General features: G+C 63.4%; 22 protein-coding genes. 3 read left to right on the forward strand and 19 right to left on the reverse strand.

The window, feature by feature from the left end; genetic code table 11:
• Positions 1-36: 36 nt before the first annotated feature.
• Both LUN51_RS00835 and LUN51_RS00840 read right to left on the reverse strand, forming a co-directional pair.
• A complete protein-coding gene (locus tag LUN51_RS00835; RefSeq protein WP_277809727.1) occupies positions 37-1,314 on the reverse strand; it encodes a M24 family metallopeptidase in 1,278 nt (425 codons plus the stop codon).
• Positions 1,315-1,356: 42 nt separating this feature from the next.
• Positions 1,357-2,289, reverse strand: coding sequence for a HalD/BesD family halogenase (locus LUN51_RS00840; RefSeq protein ID WP_277809728.1), 933 nt, complete (start codon positions 2,287-2,289; stop codon positions 1,357-1,359).
• A gap of 124 nt (positions 2,290-2,413) precedes the next feature.
• Here LUN51_RS00840 and LUN51_RS00845 point away from each other — a divergent pair, with 124 nt between their 5' ends.
• A complete protein-coding gene (locus tag LUN51_RS00845; protein ID WP_277809729.1) occupies positions 2,414-3,301 on the forward strand; it encodes a LysR substrate-binding domain-containing protein in 888 nt (295 codons plus the stop codon).
• Between the two features lie 13 nt (positions 3,302-3,314).
• On the opposite strand, the gene LUN51_RS00850 is transcribed toward LUN51_RS00845, so the two are convergent.
• From LUN51_RS00850 to LUN51_RS00915, 14 genes are all read right to left on the reverse strand, one after another.
• A complete protein-coding gene (locus LUN51_RS00850) occupies positions 3,315-3,842 on the reverse strand; it encodes a DUF2795 domain-containing protein (protein WP_277809730.1) in 528 nt (175 codons plus the stop codon).
• Entirely contained in the window at positions 3,842-4,837 is a 996-nt protein-coding gene (locus tag LUN51_RS00855; protein ID WP_277809731.1) for a DUF2795 domain-containing protein, read from the reverse strand. The genes LUN51_RS00850 and LUN51_RS00855 overlap by 1 nt, the downstream gene beginning before the upstream one ends.
• A gap of 117 nt (positions 4,838-4,954) precedes the next feature.
• A complete protein-coding gene (locus LUN51_RS00860) occupies positions 4,955-5,245 on the reverse strand; it encodes a HigA family addiction module antitoxin (protein WP_110061146.1) in 291 nt (96 codons plus the stop codon).
• 158 nt (positions 5,246-5,403) lie between these two features.
• The gene (locus tag LUN51_RS00865) at positions 5,404-6,096 is read right to left on the reverse strand and encodes a DJ-1/PfpI family protein (RefSeq protein WP_277809732.1); all 693 of its coding nucleotides are present in this window, start codon (positions 6,094-6,096) and stop codon (positions 5,404-5,406) included.
• Between the two features lie 95 nt (positions 6,097-6,191).
• Complete coding sequence (locus LUN51_RS00870; protein WP_277809733.1) at positions 6,192-6,440, reverse strand: hypothetical protein; 249 nt, start codon at positions 6,438-6,440, stop codon at positions 6,192-6,194.
• Positions 6,441-6,490: 50 nt separating this feature from the next.
• Positions 6,491-7,081, reverse strand: coding sequence for a SagB/ThcOx family dehydrogenase (locus tag LUN51_RS00875; RefSeq protein WP_277809734.1), 591 nt, complete (start codon positions 7,079-7,081; stop codon positions 6,491-6,493).
• Positions 7,082-7,172: 91 nt separating this feature from the next.
• Entirely contained in the window at positions 7,173-8,315 is a 1,143-nt protein-coding gene (solA, locus tag LUN51_RS00880) for an N-methyl-L-tryptophan oxidase (RefSeq protein ID WP_277809735.1), read from the reverse strand.
• Between the two features lie 58 nt (positions 8,316-8,373).
• Positions 8,374-9,588, reverse strand: a complete 1,215-nt coding sequence (locus LUN51_RS00885; RefSeq protein WP_277809736.1) for a TraB/GumN family protein — start codon at positions 9,586-9,588, stop codon at positions 8,374-8,376.
• A 109-nt stretch (positions 9,589-9,697) separates the two neighbouring features.
• Entirely contained in the window at positions 9,698-10,909 is a 1,212-nt protein-coding gene (sstT, locus tag LUN51_RS00890) for a serine/threonine transporter SstT (RefSeq protein WP_277809737.1), read from the reverse strand.
• 203 nt (positions 10,910-11,112) lie between these two features.
• A complete protein-coding gene (locus tag LUN51_RS00895) occupies positions 11,113-12,555 on the reverse strand; it encodes a TrkH family potassium uptake protein (RefSeq protein WP_277809738.1) in 1,443 nt (480 codons plus the stop codon).
• 46 nt (positions 12,556-12,601) lie between these two features.
• The gene (gene trkA, locus LUN51_RS00900) at positions 12,602-13,975 is read right to left on the reverse strand and encodes a Trk system potassium transporter TrkA (RefSeq protein ID WP_035413403.1); all 1,374 of its coding nucleotides are present in this window, start codon (positions 13,973-13,975) and stop codon (positions 12,602-12,604) included.
• Positions 13,976-14,074: 99 nt separating this feature from the next.
• Positions 14,075-14,281, reverse strand: a complete 207-nt coding sequence (locus tag LUN51_RS00905; protein ID WP_277809739.1) for a dodecin — start codon at positions 14,279-14,281, stop codon at positions 14,075-14,077.
• Positions 14,282-14,316: 35 nt separating this feature from the next.
• On the reverse strand, positions 14,317-14,964 hold the full coding sequence (pncA, locus tag LUN51_RS00910; protein ID WP_277809740.1) for a bifunctional nicotinamidase/pyrazinamidase: 648 nt from the start codon (positions 14,962-14,964) through the stop codon (positions 14,317-14,319).
• A gap of 78 nt (positions 14,965-15,042) precedes the next feature.
• Positions 15,043-15,945: a LysR family transcriptional regulator gene (locus LUN51_RS00915; protein ID WP_277809741.1), complete on the reverse strand. Its 903-nt coding sequence runs from the start codon at positions 15,943-15,945 to the stop codon at positions 15,043-15,045.
• A 101-nt stretch (positions 15,946-16,046) separates the two neighbouring features.
• Between LUN51_RS00915 and LUN51_RS00920 the strand changes: the two genes are divergently transcribed.
• Positions 16,047-17,294: an MFS transporter gene (locus LUN51_RS00920; RefSeq protein ID WP_277809742.1), complete on the forward strand. Its 1,248-nt coding sequence runs from the start codon at positions 16,047-16,049 to the stop codon at positions 17,292-17,294.
• A gap of 90 nt (positions 17,295-17,384) precedes the next feature.
• Here LUN51_RS00920 and rsmB read toward each other — a convergent pair whose 3' ends face one another.
• From rsmB to def, 3 genes are all read right to left on the reverse strand, one after another.
• Positions 17,385-18,701 (reverse strand): 16S rRNA (cytosine(967)-C(5))-methyltransferase RsmB, encoded by a 1,317-nt coding sequence (gene rsmB / locus LUN51_RS00925; RefSeq protein ID WP_277809743.1) that lies wholly within the window; start codon positions 18,699-18,701, stop codon positions 17,385-17,387.
• Positions 18,698-19,672, reverse strand: coding sequence for a methionyl-tRNA formyltransferase (gene fmt / locus LUN51_RS00930; RefSeq protein WP_277809744.1), 975 nt, complete (start codon positions 19,670-19,672; stop codon positions 18,698-18,700). The genes rsmB and fmt overlap by 4 nt, the downstream gene beginning before the upstream one ends.
• 98 nt (positions 19,673-19,770) lie before the next feature.
• Positions 19,771-20,283: a peptide deformylase gene (gene def / locus LUN51_RS00935; RefSeq protein WP_040242959.1), complete on the reverse strand. Its 513-nt coding sequence runs from the start codon at positions 20,281-20,283 to the stop codon at positions 19,771-19,773.
• Between the two features lie 250 nt (positions 20,284-20,533).
• Between def and LUN51_RS00940 the strand changes: the two genes are divergently transcribed.
• Positions 20,534-21,445, forward strand: coding sequence for a peptidoglycan-binding protein (locus tag LUN51_RS00940; RefSeq protein WP_277809745.1), 912 nt, complete (start codon positions 20,534-20,536; stop codon positions 21,443-21,445).
• The last annotated feature ends 6 nt before the right edge of the window (positions 21,446-21,451 follow it).

The raw sequence follows: 21,451 nt of genomic DNA on the forward strand, positions 1-21,451 counted from the left end.
GGACGCAACAGTTGTCAGATGGCGTCGGCTGACGTGTCACTCGGCCAGCAATCGCTCATCGAGATGATAGTCGGAAAGCAATTCGACCTGACCGTCGTCGCGAATGTAAAGCTGCTCCTCGAGCTTGACGCCTTCGCCACCGTCTTCGTGGCCGATGTAGCTCTCTACGCAGAGCGTCATACCCGGCTGCATGATGCCGTCGTAGCCTTTGTCGTCGATGTCCTCGCGGTGAACGATATACGGATATTCGCCGGTCATGCCGACGCCGTGGGCCAGCGCAAAATAGCGACGCGCCTTGTAGGGCTGGGGAATCTGCCAGGCCTTCTCGGCGTACTCCTTGAATGACATGCCCGGTGCGATCAGGGCCATGTTATGGCGCACCTGGTCGAAGGCCATGCGATAGAGCTCGCGCTGGGTAGGCGTCGCCTTGCCATCGCCGCACAGGAAGGTTCGCGAGAAATCGGCGTAGTAGCCATACCGGCCGACCACGTCGGTATCCAGTGCCACCAACTCGCCGTCCTGGATGACGCGGTTGGAGCATTCCTGGAACCAGGGGTTGGTGCGCGGCCCGGAGTTCATCAGCCGGGTTTCAACATAGTCGGCGTCGGTGGCGATGATGTGCTGGTGCAGCTGTGACCAGACTTCGTTCTCCGTGGCGCCGGGACGAATCGCCGCTTCCAGCTTGCGTACGCCATTCTCTACCGCGCGCAGTGAGCTGCGCACCATCTTTATTTCGTTGGGCACCTTGATTGCGCGTGCCCGTTCCAGCGGAATCTGGGCATCGCAGATTTGCCAGCCGTGTTCGACCAGCGCGAAGGCTGCGTGCGAGGTGGCGCTTTCGATGGCCACCTTGTCGCCTTTTTGGCCGCCGCATTGGCGTACCAGTTCGTCGATCTCGTCCGCCCAGGCTTGGGTGGTTTGCTGCAGATTATCTTCACAGAAGTAATAGGAGATCGCCGTCGCCGGGCGTGTTTCGTCGATGCCGGGCAGCCCTTCGGTCAAGTGACTGCAGCCGGAGAATTCGAACATCACCACCGGGCCCTCGGCCGGCACGAAGGCGTAACGCGCCGGGTTGCGCGCCGAGTAGACCTGCATGTTGCGGGCGCCGGTCGCGTAGCGCACATGGGTCGGGTCGAACAGCACGGCGGCGACGATATCGCGTTTCTTCAACTCTGCCCGGGTACGTGCCAATCGATCCAGAAGAATCTGCTGGATTTCTGGCTGCGTCGGTTCGCACTCGGCGGGGTCGTGCGTCGGCGCCAGGATATCGGTGCCTTCCAGCAAGGAAGGCAGTGTGGATGACAAGCGGGTCATGGTCGTTGGTCCAGTCATGGAAGTTGAGTCAGGGCGTTTCGATCAGTCGAGCAGGCCGTCGGCGCGAACTTCACGGCGTTTCTCCGCCTCGATATGCGCTTCCGAGACCCGGCCGTAGAGCTGGCGCGTGCGCTCAAGGCGCCCCACCACGCCCGGCTGTTGCGAGTAGGCGAAGATCGCGGTGTGACGATCGCGCTGACCGCTGACACGCGTCACCCTGTGCAGCGAGTAACGGCCCTTGAAGAGCTGCAGGTCGCCGGGGCGAAGCAGCAGCGTGCGGGGTGTGGTCGTGTCCTCGCCGCGTATCACCGCGCCGACGCCGTCGTAGTTCTCGCCCGCTGGCGTACGGATGTTGGGGCAGTACTGGAACTCGCCGCCGCTGTCCGGTATGTCGGTCATCATCGTGACGATGTATTCGTTGGTATCGTAGTGCCAGGGCTGTTCGGTGCCCGGGGGGAGGACGTTCTGCACCAGGCCGGCGAACGGGTCGGCGTACTCAAACACTTCTTCCTCATCCAGGCATGCGGCGACCAGGTGCTTCATCGCCGGTGAGACGTAAAGCTGCTGGATCACCGTATCCGCCGGAATCATGTCACGTGTCACGAAGCCGCTGGTGCGCTCCATGAAATGCCGCCGGGGGTCATTCTCCGGAAGGCTTTCGTCGTCGCTGGTGAACCAAGCGTTGACGCGGCGGCTGGCATAATAGCTCTTGGCCGATAATTCACGCCCTTCCTGGCGAGCCTGCTCCAATGCCTCGGAGCGCAGGAAGCCACGCAGCACGGCGCAGCCCTCGCGGTCCAGGTCCTCGCGTACCCGGGCGATCTCGGCCTGAAGGCGCGGGTCGTCGACGTCATGCAGCGGATAGCGGTCGGTGTCGACCAGTTCGCTCAGGTCGGTGCGCTCGGCATCGGCGAGCCGGCGCTGGGTCGGCTTGGCGTCGATGTCGGGGTCAGTCGCGGCAGCGGTCGTCGGCATGGGAAGTGTCCTCTCGATCAGCAAGGTGTCAGGTGACAGGACGTTGCCGCCGTGAAGGTTGGGCGGCCCGTCGATGTCCTCTATGCTGGACAGAACCCTCCCATCAGTAAAACGAGTCATTTCAATGTCAGCCATCGGAAATGCCGATAGCGCGGCGCTGACCGCGTTGGACAGCGACCTGCTGCTGGCCTTCGTCACCGTGGCCGATAGCGGTGGATTCACCGCTGCGGCGCGCTATCTGCACAAGACCCAATCGACCATTAGTCTGCGTATCAGCACCCTTGAATCGCGCCTCGATACGTTGCTGATCGAGCGTGGCAGCCGCCGGCTCAAGTTGACCGGCGATGGTGAGACCTTTCTCGTCTATGCGCGGCGCCTGTTGCAGATGCAACGCGAGGCGATCGCGGCGCTGGGGCGTTCGCAGCCGGTGACGCTGCGCTTCGGGCTCCCGGAGGATTACGCCGATACTTGGCTGCCGGCACTACTCGAACGTTTCGGCACTCAGCATCCCGACGTGCACGTGCATATCCACTGCCGCATGTCGACGGAATTGCTGGAGCAGCTTGAGAAAGGGTCGTTGGATATCGTGCTGGCAGTGCAGCATGAACCGAGTAGCGGTGGACGCCCCGTGACCACGGAGGAGGTGGTCTGGGCGGCGCATCGACGTTTCGAACTCGACGCCGAGCGACCGATTCCACTGGCGCTGTTTCCGGAGCAGTGCGTCTACCGGCGACGGGCGTTGGCCGCGCTCGCCGACATCGGTCGCGACTGGCAGCTCGTCTCCACCAGTCAGAGCCCCAGCGGGTTGAAAGTCATCGTGGGGCAGGGTCAAACCTTGACGGTTGGGGAGCGACGCCTGCTACCCGAGAGATGGAAAGTGATGGGGGCCGCTGAAGGCTTGCCGCCATTACCACCGGCCGTGCTCGAGGTGCATCGTTCCCCCAGCCCGATGCACCCGGCCTTCGATGACTTCGTCGCCTTGATCGCCGAGGTATTGGAGGAAGGCGGTTAATGTGGACGCTGGCTCAGCTCACCCTTTCCAGCTCCCGGGTGACGTCGGCCATGCTGTGGTAGGTATGCCCGCCGAACTTCTCCAGTATCTGTTTTTCCTGCTCGCTGGCATTTGGGCTGGCGTAGCGCTTGAGCTCGTCGCCGTCGACGGGAAAGTCGATGCCGGAAAACAGGCTGGCGAAGCGTGCGGCCGAGGGCTCCGACGAGGAGGTCTGCATGGCATGTTGGCCACCGGTCTTGCTCGGTTGGTTGCTGGGCGCTTTTTCGTGAGTCCGCAATTCGCCGAAGGCACGTGCGACCTCGGCGGCATCTCGATACTCCTTGTCAGGCAATCGCCCAAGGATCTCGCGTACTTGCTGCGCATCCTCATCCACGGCGTCGATTAGCTTGTCACGTGTCTTGGGGAAGTCGACCCCTTTCAGCGCCTTCTCGATATCGGCGGCAGACACCGCCTGCTTGGGGTGGGACGTCTGCATGTGCTGCTCGTAGCGGGATTTCTGTTCGAATTCCTCGCCACAGATTTCACACCGGAACTGTGCCATCAGCGCACCTCTCCAACCGCCTTCTGAATGTCGGCCATGGTCTCGTATTGCCGTTGGGGAAACTCGTCGAGAACCTTGAGGACGTCGTCATCGGCATGGTTGGCCTTGGCCTGTTTGATCAGATCAGCCTTGTTGCACGGGAAATCCACGCCCTTGAGCGCATGGGCGACGCCAGCCGCCGACGACGTATTGCGCGCCGCCTTGCCGCCTCGCTCGCCTCCCTTGCTGGGATCGCTCTCAGGTTCGCGAGTCTCGGGCTCCATTTGCGACTGCGTGAATTTGCCTGCCTCGAGCGCTGCCGTTGGCCACTCGCGCGTCTTGAGTCCCAAGGTCTTGAACAGGCTCGCTTTGCCGCTGATCGTGACATCTTCCTCCTCTAACGAATCATGCGCACCGATCAGCAGGAATTGGGCGCTCTCGTAATCGAGAAGCTTGCTGTCATCGATATCGATCCAGCGCTTTTCGGCGAACTTCTCCTGCAAGCGCTTGGGATAGTTTGGTTTGGAGTCGGGGAAGCCGGGCACATCAACGGAAGGATTGCGCACCGAGATGATATAGCTCGCCTCGGCGAGTATCTCGAGTTCCTGCTGGGCCTTGCCGGGTTTATCCGGACTGGAAAGGCGGTAGGCGAGGCGAGTGCTGTTGTTGCGCTCGAAGATCGCATAACGGCCCTCACCAACAGGAATTGCCTCGCCTTGTTCTTGCTCACCGCGGGTCTTGGTGTCGTACTCGAGCGGCGCCAGCGCCTCGCCAATCTTCTTTGGCTTACCTGTCATATCGTTCATCATCCACTCGCGTGCAGTGGATTTCGGCTGGCCTTTGGTGATTTTCGGCATGCGCTTCTTGCCCACTACAAACAGTCGAGCGGCATCGCCGTCATCTGGCGCCAGGACCATGTACAGGCGCTGCACGTCATCTAGTCCCTGAACTTTCTCTACGTTGACCTTGGGTCGATAGAAAAAATAGATATCGCCTTTTTCCACGTTAGTCGCCATCTGTCACCTCCTGTGTACGAGAAAGCGTTTTGAACGGGTGCTGCTCCTTCTGGTTAGCAGAGAGCGCCTGGCCACGCAAAGACCGCTTATCGACGCCTGCTTTTTGTCTCGACTCGCTCAGGCCACCCGAGGATGAATGCCCTCAAAATGGCCGTGGCGTCTGGCTTCCTCCAGGTCATGGGCGTTCTGCAATCTCAGCCAATAGCCCGGGCTGGTGCCGAAGTAGATCGACAGTCGCAGATCCGTGTCCGCCGTGATCGATCTTGCCCCGCGCGTGATTTCACCGATACGCGTGGCAGGCACACCGATAGCCGTCGCTAGGGCATTCTTGGTCAAGCCCAACGGGCCGATAAAATCCTCCAGCAGAATCTCACCGGGATGAATGTTGGGGAGCCGTTCTTCAGTCATGGTTTTACCTCCCTCAGTGATAATCGATGATTTCGGCATCATGAGCGTTGCCGCTCTCGAACCGAAAACAAATTCGCCACTGATCATTGATACGAATTAAATAACGCGTAACAGCATATGACGCAATGCGTTATATATGGTCGGAGGGATCATCAAGGCTAGCGACGTGTGGCGTAACGCTCGGCCAGGTATTGCGCCTGGCGGTAACGTGAGGCCTGCAGCTCGGCCATGTCGGCGACGACGTGGTCGTGGATGGCGGCTGGGGCTGTTTCGGGGCGTCCGGCATCAAACGGCGGTGCGGGAGCATATTCGAGAATCAGTTGAGCACGCTGAGCGGTCTCGTCATCGGTTAACTCTGCGATGACGGTCAGCGCGAAATCGATTCCGGCGGTGACACCGCCGCCTGTGATGATCTCGTCATCGCGCACTACACGTGCCGGGTCCGGGATAGCACCGAACAATGGCAGCATGTCGCGCCACGCCCAGTGACAGGCGGCTCGTCTTCCGTGGAGCAGGCCCGCCGCTCCCAGAATCAATGAGCCGGTGCATACCGAGGTCACGAACTTTGCGGTGCCGGCCAAGTGTCGAATGGCGTGGATAAAACGGATGTCCTTGGCCGCATCGAGGCAGCCCAGGCCACCGGGAACGCAGAGAACGTCGCAAGCCGCGATGTCTGTCAGGTCGTCCAGGTTGGAAAACGTCAATCCTTGAGCGTCGACGGGTTCTCCGCCAATGGATGCGACCACCACGTCGATTTGCGGCACACGCGAGAAGAATTGATGAGGCCCGGTGAAATCCAGGTGCGTTACGCCGGGGTAGATCGGTATGAAGATACGTAGCTTTGAGTCCACGATAGCTTCCTCTGTAGAACGGATTCGAGGTATAGATTAGCGTGAACCGTAATAGCCTAGAATGACTTGTTGCATCGAATCCTCTATCTTCCGGCTTAAGCTTGGCGTTTTGCCAATGCCAACCACCCGGCCAGACCAACCATTAGCGAACCGCTGATACCATCCAGCCAGCGTTGCCGGCTCAGACTGATGCGGCCACGCCCGAGTAGATGTCCCGCGCCGGCATAGAGCAGCGCGCAAACGAACTCGATCAAGATATAAGCCAGCCCCGCCAGCATGATGGCCGGTGCGAACGACACGCTATCGGCATGCAAAAACTGCGGCAGGAAGAGCGCAAACAGCACATATGAAACCGTCAGTGGCTCTCGGACATCGTTTATTCCGTCGGGGCCCGTTACTGCTTAGCAGCCGGCCAACCGAAGCACAAATGGATTAGCGGCGTTATAGGCGCTTCGAGGGCCAGCGCTTCTGCCGTGGCCTCGTCGCGGAAGCCGGCGACGAGCACGCTACCCAGCTCCTCGGCAGTTGCTTGCAACTGAATGTTCTGAGCTGCGGCGCCTGCCTCGATCCAAGCATAGCGTTGGCCGCGTGATCCATAGGGTGGTTGATCGGCGAATGTTTGGGTTGCGGCTCCCATGTCGGCACAGATCGTGATAATGCCGGCCGCCTGGCCGATCCAAGGTTGCTCCTCGAGTGCCGCGTGCTGGAGTGCATCTCGTATGTCGTGGTCGAGGTGCGTTTCCAACCTGCAGCTTTCGGGGTCGAAGGTGTAAGCCGCCGCATCCAGGTCGCGAATGCGCCCGGCTATCGCTAATAGCTTGAGAGAGTAGAGAGAACTCGCCGAAGGCACGCTGCGTTTGCCATCGGCATGGGTGATCCCCTGGGCGGCCCCCAGCAGTCTGTCGAGGAGTGCGCGAGGAACCGTTTGCGGGCTGAAATCACGACAGCTATAACGCGACCGGATGGTGTGCTCGAACGAGGCCACATTTCGCTCCTTATCTTGGTGGATCGGAAATAACGGATGGCTCCCCAAGCACTGACAGCGGCATTGGCTCCATGCGAGCTGAGCCCGCGGTTTACCGGAAACGTTCGAGCGTGAAGGGCGCGAGTTCTTCTGGACGTTTATCCGTTGTCAGCCAATGGCCGAGTGCCTCGCCGATCGCTGGCGCGAACTTGAAACCGTGGCCGGAGAAACCGCAGGCCACGAAGAGCCCGGGCATTGCTTCATCGATCAGAAAGTCTTCGTCAGGTGTTCGAATGTACTCGCATACGGCACCTTCGCGTAGTGCGCCGACGCCAGGCAAATGACGGCTGGTCAGAGCGAGGAGGTCGTTGAGGTCTTCGGGATAGGTACCGAACTCGGCCAGTGGCTCGTCTGCATCCACCGGTTGTCCGCCATCATGACGCCCCACCTTGAAGCCCTGATCATCGAGGTCGGGAAACCCGTAGTAGTCGCCGATGCTGCCCGTGAAGCTGAAACCGGGAAAGCATAGCGGCGTATAACGTGAATCCGCATCAAACCAGGCGAAGACTTTACGTACGCGCTGCAAGGGCAGCTGTATACCGAGCTTTGTGCCTAACCCAGTGACGGCCCGCCCGGCACTGAGTATCAGACGCTCGGCGCTCCAATGGCGTCCATCTTGGGCGATGGCGGTGTACCCTTTGGCATTTCGTTCGAGCCGCACGATGTCGGCGTCGTCATGCCACGTGACGTTACGGCTGGTTTCTAGGGAGCGACGCCAAGCGTTGATGATCGGCTCGGTCAAGAGTACGCCCGCGTCGGGTTCGAAGTAAGCTCGTTGGCTTGTATCGAGCCGCCATCCTGGGAAACGGTGCGTGGCGGCATCGGCTGAAAGGCATGTCAGTGGTAGGTCGTGAAGGCGGGCGCTGTTTGCTACCTCGCGGAGAAACGGTTGTTCCGGATCGCCGATATTGGCAACCCCCACACGATGAAAAACGCCGCCGTCGACATGCTGGTCCAGGGTTTGCCAGAGGGTGTGAGCGCGGCGTGCCAAGCGCACGTATTGGTCGCCCTCACCATAGGCCACGCGGATTAGGCGTGTATGGCCATGATGCGCACCTTCACGATGAGGCGGTGCACATCTGTCCAATACGCCGATACGGTGCTGTCCCTCCACGGCAAGCGCATTGGCGATGGCCAGACCCATGGTGCCGGCGCCGACGATCAGGATGTCCAAGTTGGATTCGTGAGAACTCATAAGCCCTCACGTTACACTTTTACATGGAATTTCGGTAGCGCCTGGCGTTTGGTGGCCCTTACCCAAACAATTGCCCGGCGATACGCAGCCCGGCGATCCAGGTGCCGGCGGCGGAACCCAGCGTGGCGAGCAGGAAGACCAGCAGCGTGCGGGCGACGCGGTTTTTCCACCAGCCGCGCGGTGAGCTGACGTCGCGGCGCAGGCGCGAGAAGTCACCCACGGTGGGGCGACGCAGGGCCAGTTCGACGCCGGCGGCGACGAAACCGGCACCGATGGTCGGGTTGAGCGACGTCAAGGGCGCGGCGAAGAAGGTCGCGATGATAGTCAGTGGATGGGCCAGCGCAATGGCGGTGCCCAGCGCCGAGAGCGCGCCGTTGATCAGAAACCATTCACCGACCAGCGACCAGCCTAGGCCGGTATCGCGCGAAAAGCCGATGGCGAAGCCGGTCAATACCAGCGCGACGATGACCCACGGCAGGGCTTTCCAAAGCTTGGAGCGGGCCGGGGTGACTTCCAGTGAGCGCCGCTCCTCGTCGATGGCCTCGGCGCTGGGCGGTTGTTGCCCTAGCGCTTGGAGATGTTCTCCCAGCCCCTTCATGTGACCGGCGCCGACGACCACGAGGATATGCCGTGGCGCTTTTCCGGCGACTTCCTCGCGTAGACGCAGCGCCATGTAACGATCGCGCTCGCGGATCAGCGGTGTGTACAGAGACTCCGATTGTTCGGCGAACTCGGCGAAGGTTGATTCGAGCACATCGCCTTCCTTGAGGCGCTCGATCTCCTCGCTGGAGACTTTTTTGCGCGAGACCACGCTGCCCAGCAGCCCTGAAATCAGGCTCATGCGTTGCCACCAGGGCACGCTGTGATAGATGCGCTTGAGGGTCACGCCGATTTCGCGATCGACGAGATACAGCGGCAAGTCCGCACGCTGGGTCTCCTTGATCGCCATCTGCATCTCGGCACCCGGCGTGACGCCGGATTGCTCGGCGACGCGTTGCTGAAAGGCGCCCAGCGCGAGGCTGGCGGCGACCATGCCCGCCTTGCCCTGACGCAGGACCTGGAAGAGATCCATCTTGGCCATGGCATCGGGCTGGGTAACGCTCTGGTGGCGCGTGGGGCACAGCTCGATGGCGACGGCGTCGAAGTCGCCGGAGCGGATCAGCTCGCGGACCTCGTCAGCGCTGGCGCGCGAGACGTGGGCGGTACCCAAAAGGGTATAACGGGTCTCACCCTGATCGATGACCTGGCGAGGGCCGGCGTGAGTATCGGGCATGCGGCGTTTCGCTTCGGTGGCGGAAAAGCTCGATTATCCACGATGGCAGGGGGCGGGCCAAACCCGGCCCCGCTCGATGATGCGGCGAGCGGGGCGTCGAACGTACGAATCAGCGCTTGGCGCGGCATGCCGCGGCGGTAAACAACACGTCGGTGGACGAGTTCAGCGCGGTTTCCGTGGCGTCCTGCACGACGCTGATGACGAAGCCGATGGCGACGACCTGCATGGCCACGTCATTGGAGATGCCGAAGAGGCTGGCGGCCATCGGGATGAGCAGCAGGGACCCACCGGCGACGCCGGAAACGCCGCAGGCAGCGAGCGAGGCGACGATGCACAACAATAGCGCCGAGGCGAAGTCTACGCCGATTCCTAGAGTATGGGCGGCTGCCAGGGTGATTACCGAGATGGTGATGGCGGCACCAGCCATGTTGATGGTCGCGCCTAGCGGGATCGAGATCGAATAGGTATCGGCGTCCAGGTCGAGGCGCTCGCAAAGCTCCATGTTGACGGGGATGTTAGCGGCGCTACTGCGTGTGAAGAATGCGGTGATGGCACTGCCACGCAGGCAGGCGAACACCAGTGGATACGGGTTGCGCCGGGTGGCCAGGAACACGATCAAGGGGTTAGTGACCAGCGCCACGAACAGCATGCAGCCGACGATGACGGCGAGCAGGTGCGCGTAGTCGAGTAGGGCATTCATGCCGGTATCCGCGAGCGTGCCAGCGACCAGACCGAAGATGCCCAGCGGCGCAAAGCGGATCACCAAACGCACGATGTTTGAGACGGCATCGGAGAAGGCGTTGAGTACCCCGAGGGTCGTCTCCGAGGAGCCGCGCAGCATCATGCCCAACCCGATCGCCCACGCCAGAATACCCACGAAATTGGCGTTCATCAGCGCGTGAATGGGATTGTCCACGACGTTGAGCAACAGGTTGCGCAGGATCTCGGCGATACCGCCCGGCGGTTCGCCGCTTGCCTGGGGCGCGTCGATGATCAGCGTGGTGGGAAGCGCGAAACTGGCGACGACGGCCACCAAGGCGGCGCACAGGGTGCCGACCACGTACAGCAGCAGCACGCCGCGAATATGCGTGGGCTGGCCGCGCCGGTGATTGGCAATGGCCGCCATGACCAGCAGGAAGACCAGTACCGGTGCCACCGCTTTCAAGGCGGAGATGAACACATCACCCAGAAGCGATATCGAGGCGGCGGCGTCGGGCCAGGCGGTGGCCACGACGATGCCGAGCACGATACCGATGATGATTTGCGGGATGAGCCCTAGGCGGGCTACCGCACGTATAGGGCTTGCGAGGCTGGTGGACATGACGCTTTCTCGAGGCTGAATAACGGATAAAGGCCCGTCGCGGTGGGCCGGGAAGCGCGCATGGTAGCATTGCCGCCATCGCGATACCCGGCGAATCGGCCTCGCTGGACTTAACCTTTAGTGAGAAGAGAGTGTGAAATCCCGCTTACCTAGCATGGATAAGAGGGATTTCTCAAAATTATAGTGAATGGTGCCATATTGGTTCAGCGTCGCCAGAACGCGGGCGTGAACAGCACCAGGATGGTGAAAATTTCCAGGCGCCCGAACATCATGGCCATCACCAGGGTCCACTTGGCGAGATCGGGCATGTCACCGTAATGCTCGGCCACGCCACCCAGCCCCGGCCCCAGGTTATTGAGGGCCGAGCCCACCGCCGACCAAGCCGTCACCTGATCCAGCCCGGTGGCGAGCAGGATCATCAACATCAGCACGAAAAGCAGCATATAAGCGGAGAAGAAGCCCCACACGGCTTCGGCCACGCCGCCGGAAATACGCATCTTGCCGACCTTGACCGAAAACACCGCATTGGGGTGAATCAGGCGGTGGATCTCGCGCAAGCCTTGCTTGAGGATCAACAGGATGCGAATCACCTTTATGCCCCCGCCGGCGGAGCCCGAGCAGGCGCCGACGAAAGCGGCGATGAACAGCATGAACGGCAAAACCCCCGGCCAAGCGGTGAAGTCGGCGACACCGAAACCGGTGGTGGTGGCCACTGACACCACCTCGAACAGGCCATGGCGCAGCCCTAGAGAGTCGTCGTAGTCGTAGGTGCCGCTCAATATGAGCGTAGCGATGGTGATGGTGACCAGTAGCGCCAGAAAGATGATGAAGAAACGGAACTCCGGGTCGACCAGATAATGGCGCAAGCGCTTCTCGCGCCACACCGCGAAGTGCAGCCCGAAGCTCAACGATGAGACGATCATGAAAAACACGCAGATCAGCTCGATGGTTGCGCTGTCGAAATAGCCGATGCTGGCGTCGTGGGTCGAAAAGCCACCGATGGCGACGGTCGAGAAACTATGCCCGATGGCGTCGAACCAGCTCATGCCCGCCAGCCAATACGCCAGGGTCAGGGCGGCATAGATGTACCACAGGGCCTTGGCGGTTTCGGTGATACGCGGCGTCAGCTTGGAGTCCTTGAGCGGGCCAGGAATCTCGGTGCGGTAGAGCTGCATGCCCCCGATGCCCAGTGTCGGCAGGATCGCCACCGCCAGTACCACGATCCCCATGCCGCCTAGCCACTGAAGTTGCTGGCGATAGAAGCGGATCGACTCGGGCAGCAAGTCGATGCCGGTGAGAATGGTGGCACCGGTGGTGGTGAGGCCGGAAAACGATTCGAACACGGCGTCGGTGAATGTCAGTGACGGGTCCGCGGCGAGCATCAGCGGCAGCGAACCGAACAGCCCCAAGACGCTCCAGAACATTACGGTGATCAAAAAGCCATCGCGGGTACGCAGTTCACGACGCGCATTGCGCGCGGGCCAGTACAGCAGCGCCCCGGTGACGAAGGTGATACCCAGCCCGATGACAAAGGCATCCCAAGTAGCGTCGTCGAAAATCAACGAAATCACCACCGGTGGCACCATGGTCAGGCTGAACAGCATGAGCAATAGCCCGACGATCCTCAGGATCACCAGAAAGCTCATGGTAGTCGCCTTGCCGAAACGGAAGTCGTAGGTAACCGATTACTCATCAGAAGAACGTCAGCCCTACCTGGAAAAGGCGTTCGACGTCGCGGATGCGGCGCTTGTCGATGACGAAGAGAATCACATGGTCGCCGCTTTCCACCACGACATCGTCGTGGGCGATGATGACTTCCTTGCCGCGCACGATGGCACCGATGGTGGTGCCGCTCGGCAGGTCGATCTCGTCGATGGTGCGCCCGACGACCTTGGAGGAGCGCGAATCCCCGTGAGCGATGGCCTCGATGGCCTCCGCCGCGCCACGCCGCAGCGAGTGCACGTTGACGATATCGCCGCGCCGCACATGGGTGAGCAGGCCGCCGATGGTGGCCTGTTGCGGCGAGATGGCGATATCGATCTCGCCGCCCTGGACCAGGTCCACGTAGGCGGCATTGTTGATCAGGGTCAGCACCTTCTTGGCGCCCAGGCGCTTGGCCAGCATCGACGACATGATGTTGACCTCGTCGTCGTTGGTCAGCGCGCAGAAGATGTCGCAATCTTCGATGTTCTCTTCCAGCAGCAGGCGCTTGCTGGTCGCGCTGCCGTGCAGCACCACGGTGCGATCGAGGCGTTCGGACAGCACCGTGCAACGCTCGAGCTCATGCTCGATGATCTTGACCTGGTGGCTGTGCTCAAGCGTCTCGGCGAGGCGCTCGCCGATGTTGCCGCCACCGGCGATGATCACCCGGCGGAAATCGCGATCGACCTTGCGCAGCTCGCTCATCACCGCGCGAATGTCCTTGCGCGCGGCGATGAAGAATACCTCGTCATCGGCCTCGATGACCGTGTCGCCACGCGGGATGAGCGCGCGATTGCGGCGATAAATCGCCGCCACGCGGGTGTCGACGTTGGGCATGTGGCGGCGCAGGAAGCCCAGCTCTTGGCCCACTAGGGGCCCGCCGTAGTAAGCCTTGACCGCCACCAGCTGGGCCAGGCTGCCGGCGAAGTCGAGCACCTGCAGGGCGCCGGGATATTCGATCAGGCGACGGATATGGTCGGTGACCACCTGCTCGGGACTGATCAGCACATCGACGGGAATCGCATCGTGGGAAAACAGCCCCTTGCGCGTCAGATAGGCGGTGGCGCGGACGCGGGCGATCTTGGTCGGCGTGCGAAACAGCGTATGCGCGACCTGACAGGCGACCATGTTGACTTCGTCGGAGTTGGTCACCGCGATCAGCATGTCGGCATCCTCGCCGCCCGCCTGACGTAGCACCATGGGATAGGACGCAGTGCCCACCACGGTACGGATGTCCAGACGGTTATGCAGTTCGCGAAGGCGTTTGGTGTCGACATCGACGACGGTGATGTCGTTTTCTTCGCTGGCCAGGTGTTCGGCCAGTGTGCCGCCGACTTGGCCGGCGCCGAGGATGATGATCTTCATGCGAGGGAATCCGCGCTCAGTGACTGGCGCGTAGCATAAACCAGGCGGCGCCCCCAATGACAGGGGCGCCACGGAGGCGTGTCATGGCGCCCGCTGGTATCAATCGAGCGCTAGGCCGACCTTGAGCGTGACCTGCCAGTGGCCCACACGTCCATCCTCGAGATGGCCGCGAGTATCGGTGACCTCGAACCAGCGCATGCCATGCAATGTCTCGCGGGCCTTTTCCAGGGCATTGTTCACGGCTTGCTCGATACCGTCCGGGGAGGAGCCGGTCAGCTCGATGTGCTTATAGACGTGATCGCTCATGGCGTTCTCCTTGCGCTTCAAGTGCGATGGGTGGCTCAAGCGCCGATGATCTCGACGCCGAGCCGAGTGAGACGCTGCCGCGTGGCGGCGTCCGTGTCATGGGTGACCGGGCGCGTCAGCGGCCACAGAAAGCGTGTTTTGAAACCCGCGGCGATGGCATCTTCGGTGCTCCACAGCACGCATACATCACGCGCCAGGCCGCAGAGATAGACGCTGTCGACGCCGCGTTCGCGTAGCCAGCCGGCCAACCCCGTGGTGGGACGTGTGCCATCGGGCCCCAGGTTGTTGCGAAAGGCGCTGTAGGAATCGACGCGGGGGTCGCATCCCTTGCGCACGATGAGATCCACCGGTGCCCAGTCGAGCTCGGGATGTAGCCGGGCGCCGGGCGTGTTCTGCACGCAGTGATCGGGCCACAGGGTCTGCGGCTCGCCGTATAGATCGAGAGTGTCGAAGGGTTGATAGCCCGCATGTTCGCTGGCGAAGGAGATGTGTCGGGCGGGATGCCAGTCTTGGGTCGCCACGACGTGCGCGAAACGTCGCTCGTTGAGCAACTGGCTCAACCCCGGCAGGATGGCATCGCCATCGGCGCAGGCCAGCGCCCCGCCAGGCATGAAGTCGCCTTGCACGTCGACGACGAGCAGGGCACAACGCGTATCGATGATCTCGAGGGCATCCTGCAACACGAGGGCTCCACACATGAGTGAGATACCCTCAGTATCGAAGTCTCCGGCGCCCCTGGCAAGGGACGCGAATGCCGCTTGCTACAGTCGTTCGATCAGGAAGTCGACGAAGACGCGTACCCTCAAAGGCATATGGGTGCCGCCCATGAAAACTGCATGGATCTCCTCTACGTCGCCCGGATTGTAAGCCTCCAGCAGCGGTATCAGCGTGCCGGTGGCGATTTCCGCCGCCACGCTGAAGGCTCCCACTCGGGCGATGCCGACCCCGGCGCTGGCGAGCTGGCCCAGGGTTTCACCGTTGTTGGCCTCGATTGTGCCGCGCACGCTCAGGGCATGATCGCCCTCTGCGTTACGGAAGGGCCAGGTCGGCTCGGCGCGGCGAAAATTGAAGTTGAGACAATTGTGGGCGTGCAGGTCCTCCGGCACTCGCGGTGTGCCGTGCCGCGCTAGATACGTCGGCGATGCGACGATTACGCGGCGGTTGTCGCCCAGGCGGCGGGCATTGAGCGAGCTGTCTGGTAGCAGCCCGAAGCGAATTCCGACGTCGGCCTCGCCGGCGGCGATGTCGACCACGGTATCGGTCAGGTTGATGTCCACCAGAATCTCCGGGTAACGCGCGTTGAACTCGCCCAGCAGCGGAACCACGCAGAGGCGCCCGTGGGAGAGCGAGGCGCTGACCCGCAGTCGTCCCCGCGGTGCGCCTAGATCGGCGATCGCCTGCTCGGCCTCGTCGAGGTCGGCGAGGATGCGTCGCGCTGCCTGCCAATAGGCGTGCCCCTCGGTGGTGATGGTCAGCGCCCGGGTGCTGCGCAGCACCAAGCGTACGCCGAGCCGGGCCTCGATCCGGTCGACGGTGCGGCTCACCGCCGAAGGCGTCAGCCCGAGTCGCCGGCCCGCCGCCGAGAAACTGCCCGCCGAGGCCACCGCCACGAACACCTCCAGTGCCCGGGTGCGATCGCTCGGCGAGAGCATCTTTGCATCCATATCAAAACTCCCTGGACTGGAAAGTGGCTACCCCCGCTAGGGCGCGGCTTTTATCTTTGCGTCAAACATCAAGCAAGGAAGACAGACATGCAAGATTCTCGTTGGCAAGTTTCGCTGATCAAGGTCGACGCCGGGCGCTCTTGGCTCGGCACGTCATTTCGCCCGAGCGTGAGGGCCACGGCATGACACCGAATCCGCCGCTGCTGGCGCTGGCCACCGGCGCCTTTGCGATTGGCGTCTCCGAGTTCTCGCCCATGGGGCTGCTGCCGCTGATCGCCACCGACCTCGGTGTCTCGATTCCCGCCGCGGGGTTATTGATCAGCGCCTATGCCATCGGCGTGATGCTGGGGGCGCCGTTGATGACGCTGACCACCGGCCGGCTGCGGCGGCGTACGCTGCTGGTCAGCCTGGCCGCCATCTTCACCCTGGGTAATCTGCTCGCGGCGTTGGCGCCCAATTACGCCATGTTGCTCGTCGCGCGGCTCGTCACCTCGCTCAATCACGGCGCCTTCTTCGGTGTCGGCGCGGTGGTCGCCGCGGGGCTGGTGCCGCCCGGGCGCGGGGCGAGTGCGGTGGCGGCGATGTTCACCGGGCTGACCGTGGCCACCGTGGTGGGCGTGCCGCTGGCCACCTGGGCGGGCGAGCAGTGGGGCTGGCGCGAGCCTTTCTGGGCCATCGCCGTGTTGGGGGTGCTCACCATGACGGCACTGCGACTGACGCTGCCCGACCGTCCGGCACCGGCCGGGGGCGGGGCGCTGGCGGAGCTCAGGGTGCTGGGCCGGGCCCCGGTACTGGTGGCGCTGGCGCTCACCGTGCTCGGGGCGAGCGCGATGTTCACGGTCTACACCTACATCGTGCCGATCCTGCAGGTCGAAACCGGGGCCTCGATCGGTCTGGTGACGACCCTGCTGGTGGTCTATGGCCTGGGGCTGACGGTCGGCAACTGGGTGGGCGGACGCGCGGCGGACCGTTCCGTGGATCGCACGCTGATCGTGATGCTGGCGAGCCTGAGTCTGGTACTGGCCGCCCTGGCGCTGCTGATGCCGTTTCGCGTGCCGACGAGCGTCCTGGTGTTCCTGTGGGGCGTGGCCAGCTTCGCCATCGTGCCGCCGCTGCAGGTGCGGGTGATCGCCGCGGCCGGCGAGGCCCCCAACTTGGCGTCGGCGGTCAATATCGGTGCCTTCAATCTCGGCAACGCCGTGGGCGCGGCGCTGGGTGGCGCGGTCATCGCGGCCGGGCTGGGCTATCCGGCGGTGCCGGCGGCGGGCGCAGTGATGTCCGCGCTAGCACTGGTGGCCGTGCTGCTCGCCGCCCGTGAGCGTGGTCGTGAAGCCGCGGCATGCGGGTAAGCGTATAACGGCGAAATCCATTGCAGCGGGGCGGTGTGGAAGAACACCGCCCCGCTGCGCCTGGGGACGCGGAGTGCTGACTATGGGGACTCAGACGGTTACTTTGCGCAGACGCGCGTAGAAGAAGCCATCGTGACCTTCGATGCGCGGCAGGAGCTGGCGTCCGGCGCCCGCGGGGCGACCCCAGTCGACGTCGAGTTCGTCGGCACTGGCGTCCGGGGTGCGGGTAAGGAAAGCAGCGACCTGATCCACATTCTCTTCGGGCATCACCGAGCAGGTGGCGTATAGCAGCGTGCCGCCGGGGGCGAGGGTCGTCCATAGCGTGTCGAGCAGGCGGGCCTGCAGCGCAGCGAGCTCGCGGATATCGCTGGGACGACGCAGGCGCTTGATGTCCGGGTGACGGCGAATGACACCGGTGCCCGAGCAGGGCGCGTCGAGCAGCACGGCATCGAATGTTTGGCCATCCCACCACTCGAGGCGGCTGGCGTCGGCGGTCAAGGTGGTGGCTTCGAGCCCTAGGCGAGCCAAGGTAGCGTCGACGCGGCCGAGCCGCTCGGCGTCGCTGTCCAGGGCGGTGAGTTCGAGATCGAAGGCTTCGAGCAGATGTGCGGTCTTGCCGCCGGGGGCGCTGCATGCATCCAGCACGCGAGCGCCGGGCGTCGTGGCCAGGGTTGGTTCGAGTAGTGGTGCGGTCAGCTGGGCGGCCTCGTCCTGCACGCTCACCGCGCCCTCACTGAAGCCGGGTAGGGCGCGCACGTCGCAGGCTTCGTGCAAGGTCACGCCATCCGGCGCGTACGGCGTAGGGTCGGCGGCCAGGCCGGCGTCCCGCAAGCGGGCCAAGTACGTTTCGCGATCTACGTGGCGACGATTGACGCGCAGGGTCATGGGGCCGGGCTGATTGTTGGCCTCGGCCAGTTCGCGCCAGTCGTCGGGCCAGGCCTCGCGCCAACGCGTGAGCATCCACTCGGGATGCAGCAGCGCGATGCTCGGGTCGCGGTCGACCTGCGCTTGAAGCGCCTGAGTATCGCGCTGAAAGCGGCGCAGGCAGCCATTGAGCACGCGCGTGGCCCAGCCCTTGCCCAGCGCACGAGCGGCCCCGGCAGTTTCGCCCACGGCGGCGTGAGGGGGCACGCGCATGTACAAGAGCTGATAGAGGCCGAGCAGCAGTAGCGCCTGGACATCCTGATCGCGGCGCTTGAAGGACTGGCGCAGCAGAATCTTGGACAGCGCCTCGAGGCGCGGCAGCGTGCGGCATACACCGAAGCACAGCGCTTTGGCCAGGCCGCGATCGCGGCCCTCGACGCCCGCGGATTCCAAGGCGCTATCGAGGGCGTTCAGCGATCCCTTGCCGTCGAGCACGGGGGCCAGGGCGGAGGCGCAGACGGCGCGAATGTCCGGTGTACTCATGAGGTGGTCTCCTGACCCAGTAGCTGTCCCGGAGCAAAGCGCTCGCCACGGGCATTGAGCAGATCGCGCACCGCGAGCGGCTTGCCGCCAGGCAGCTGAGCGCGGGTAATATGCAGCACCTGAGTGCCGTCGGGGCCGCAGGCGATGCGCAGGGCATCCGGGGTGTTCTCCAGCAGCGTGCCGGGGGCCGCGGCGGTGCCGTTGTCGGGGGCAGGCTCGGCCAACCACAGGCGTAGCGGCTCGCCTGCGAGGCGCGTCCAGGCCACCGGCCAGGGATTGAAGGCACGCACGCGGGCGGCGAGTTCGGCGGCAGGGCGTGTGAAGTCGAGCTCGGCCTCGGCCTTGCTGAGCTTGGTGGCGTAGGTAACGCCCTCCGCCGGCTGTGGCGTCGCGGCCAGGCCCGTTTCCGACAGGGCGTCGAGCGCCTCGACGATGGACTTTCCACCCAATGCGGCAAGACGGTCGTGCAGCTCGCCGCTGGTGGTGGTCGCGGTGATCGGCGTGTCGCGTACCAGCAGCATGTCGCCGGTGTCGAGGCCGGCATCCATCTGCATGATGGTCACCCCGCTACGCGTGTCGCCGGCTTCGATGGCGCGCTGAATGGGCGCCGCGCCGCGCCAACGAGGCAGCAGCGAGGCATGCACGTTGAGGCAGCCCAGGCGCGGGATATCGAGCACCGCTTGCGGCAGGAGCAATCCATAGGCGACCACGACCAGTACGTCGGCGTTGCAGTCGGCGAGCGCCTGCCGAGCAGCAGCGTCCTTGAGCGTGGTGGGCTGATGAACGGGCAGCTCGTGTTCGAGCGCCAGTGCCTTGACCGGGCTGGGCTTGAGCTTGCGCCCGCGTCCCGCGCCACGGTCGGGCTGGGTATGCACCGAGACCACTTCGTGACGGCTTTCGAGCAGTGCCGCGAGGCTGGCGGCGGCGAAATCGGGCGTGCCGGCGAATGCGACGCGCAGGGATTGGGACATCGGGCGGACTTCCGTAACGGCTTGCGGGACCTGGATGAATGCCACGGGCCGGCAAATGCCGGCCCGTTTGGCGAGTGCGAGGCGAGGATGGCGTGGCCTCAGGCGTCCTGCATGGCCTTGTGGCGTTTCTGCATCTTTTTCATGATTCGGTCGCGCTTGAGCGGCGAGAGATAGTCGACGAACAGCGTGCCTTCGAGATGATCGCACTCATGCTGGATGCAGTGGGCGAGCAGGCCATCGGCCTCCAGCTCGTAAGGCGTGCCATCGCGATCCAGCGCCTTGAGCGATACCCGCAACGCACGCGGCACCTCGGCGTAATGGTCAGGAATCGATAAGCAACCTTCCTGCATGGGCTCGCGCTCGTCACCCAAGGGAGTGTATTCGGGGTTGATCAGTACGCGGGGTTGCGAGCGATCGTCACTGACATCCATGACGATGACGCGGCGGTGCACGTCGACCTGGGTCGCGGCCAGGCCGATGCCCTGGGCGTCGTACATGGTGTCGAGCATGTCGTCGACCAGCGTACGGATCTCGTCGTCGACGGTCTCGACGGGCGCCGCCTTGTTGCGCAGGCGTCCATCGGGAAATTCGAGAATGGTCAGCTTGGCCATGGCGTTAAGAAAACCGTTATGCTGTCACGTGAAATTTGTCCGCTAGTGTAATGCGCCGCCGGCGGGAACGGAACCGAAAGGGCGCCGATGCCCCCGATAGCGAATCACTAGGCGGTGCGCCGCCAGCAGCGGTGAAGCAGGGCGACGGAACATGTGAATAGTATAGCAGTGCGTCCTGACGCATGCCGAGGGCCCAGGGCATCGGCGCGGTGGCACGTTGACGTGCGAGCAATCAGAAGAAGAGACGATCATGAGGGCAGGATACGGTGGGAGCGCTGCCGGGTGGTGGCGCGGCGGTATGCGAGTGGGCCTCGGGTTGGCACTGGTCGCTATGGTCGGCTCGGTCTATGCCGCCGAGGAGCGAGATGAACCGCGTGAGGTCGTGCATCTGTCCCCACGTGTGCGTGAACTGCCGCCGAGCGAGGCGGTCCCCACCATCGAGCGCCAGACGGTGGCGCCCTTCCTGAACGAATATCGCCTCATCGACTCGCGGGCCACGCTGGACGATACGCCCTACGTCGTCGCGGGCGAGGAGGGGCATCAACTGATTGGCAGTGGCGATCGGTTTTATGTCCGTGCAGGCGAGGACGCCGCGCGCTCGCGTGACGTGCGGCGTGTCATCTATCGCCCCGGTACGATCTATCATGATCCGGACAGCGACGCGCTGCTGGGCTTTGAACTGCGGGCAGTGGGCGAGGCCCGCTGGGTGAAGCGCGAAGGCGACCTGGATGTCTTCGAAGTACGCGAGGCGCGTCAGGAAATACGCCCCGGCGATCGCCTGTTGCCGTATCGCGAAGAGCCCCTTTCCCTGACGTTTTCCCCTCATGTTCCAGACCGTGCGGTCGATGGCGAGATTCTGGGCGTGCCCGAAGGCGTGAACTATGTCGGCCGGCACACCATTGTGACGCTCGATCTGGGGCGCAGGAATGGCATTACGCCAGGGGCTGTGCTGGCCTTGGATGCCTCGCCGGCGCAGGTGAGCGATCCACTCGAAGGTGACACCTTGCATTTGGCGGGCGAGCCCGGCGGCATGGCGATGGTGTTCGAGAGCTTCGAGCGGGTCAGCTATGCGCTGGTCATGGAGGCCTCGCGGCCACTGGAAGTGGGCGATGGCGTGAGCACGCCCGAGCGGGGTGTGTTGACGTCATTCGAAGCCCGGTGAGGAAGT

The organism is Chromohalobacter canadensis (genome assembly GCF_029544075.1).
In the GTDB taxonomy this organism is placed as follows: Bacteria; Pseudomonadota; Gammaproteobacteria; order Pseudomonadales; family Halomonadaceae; genus Chromohalobacter; species Chromohalobacter canadensis_A.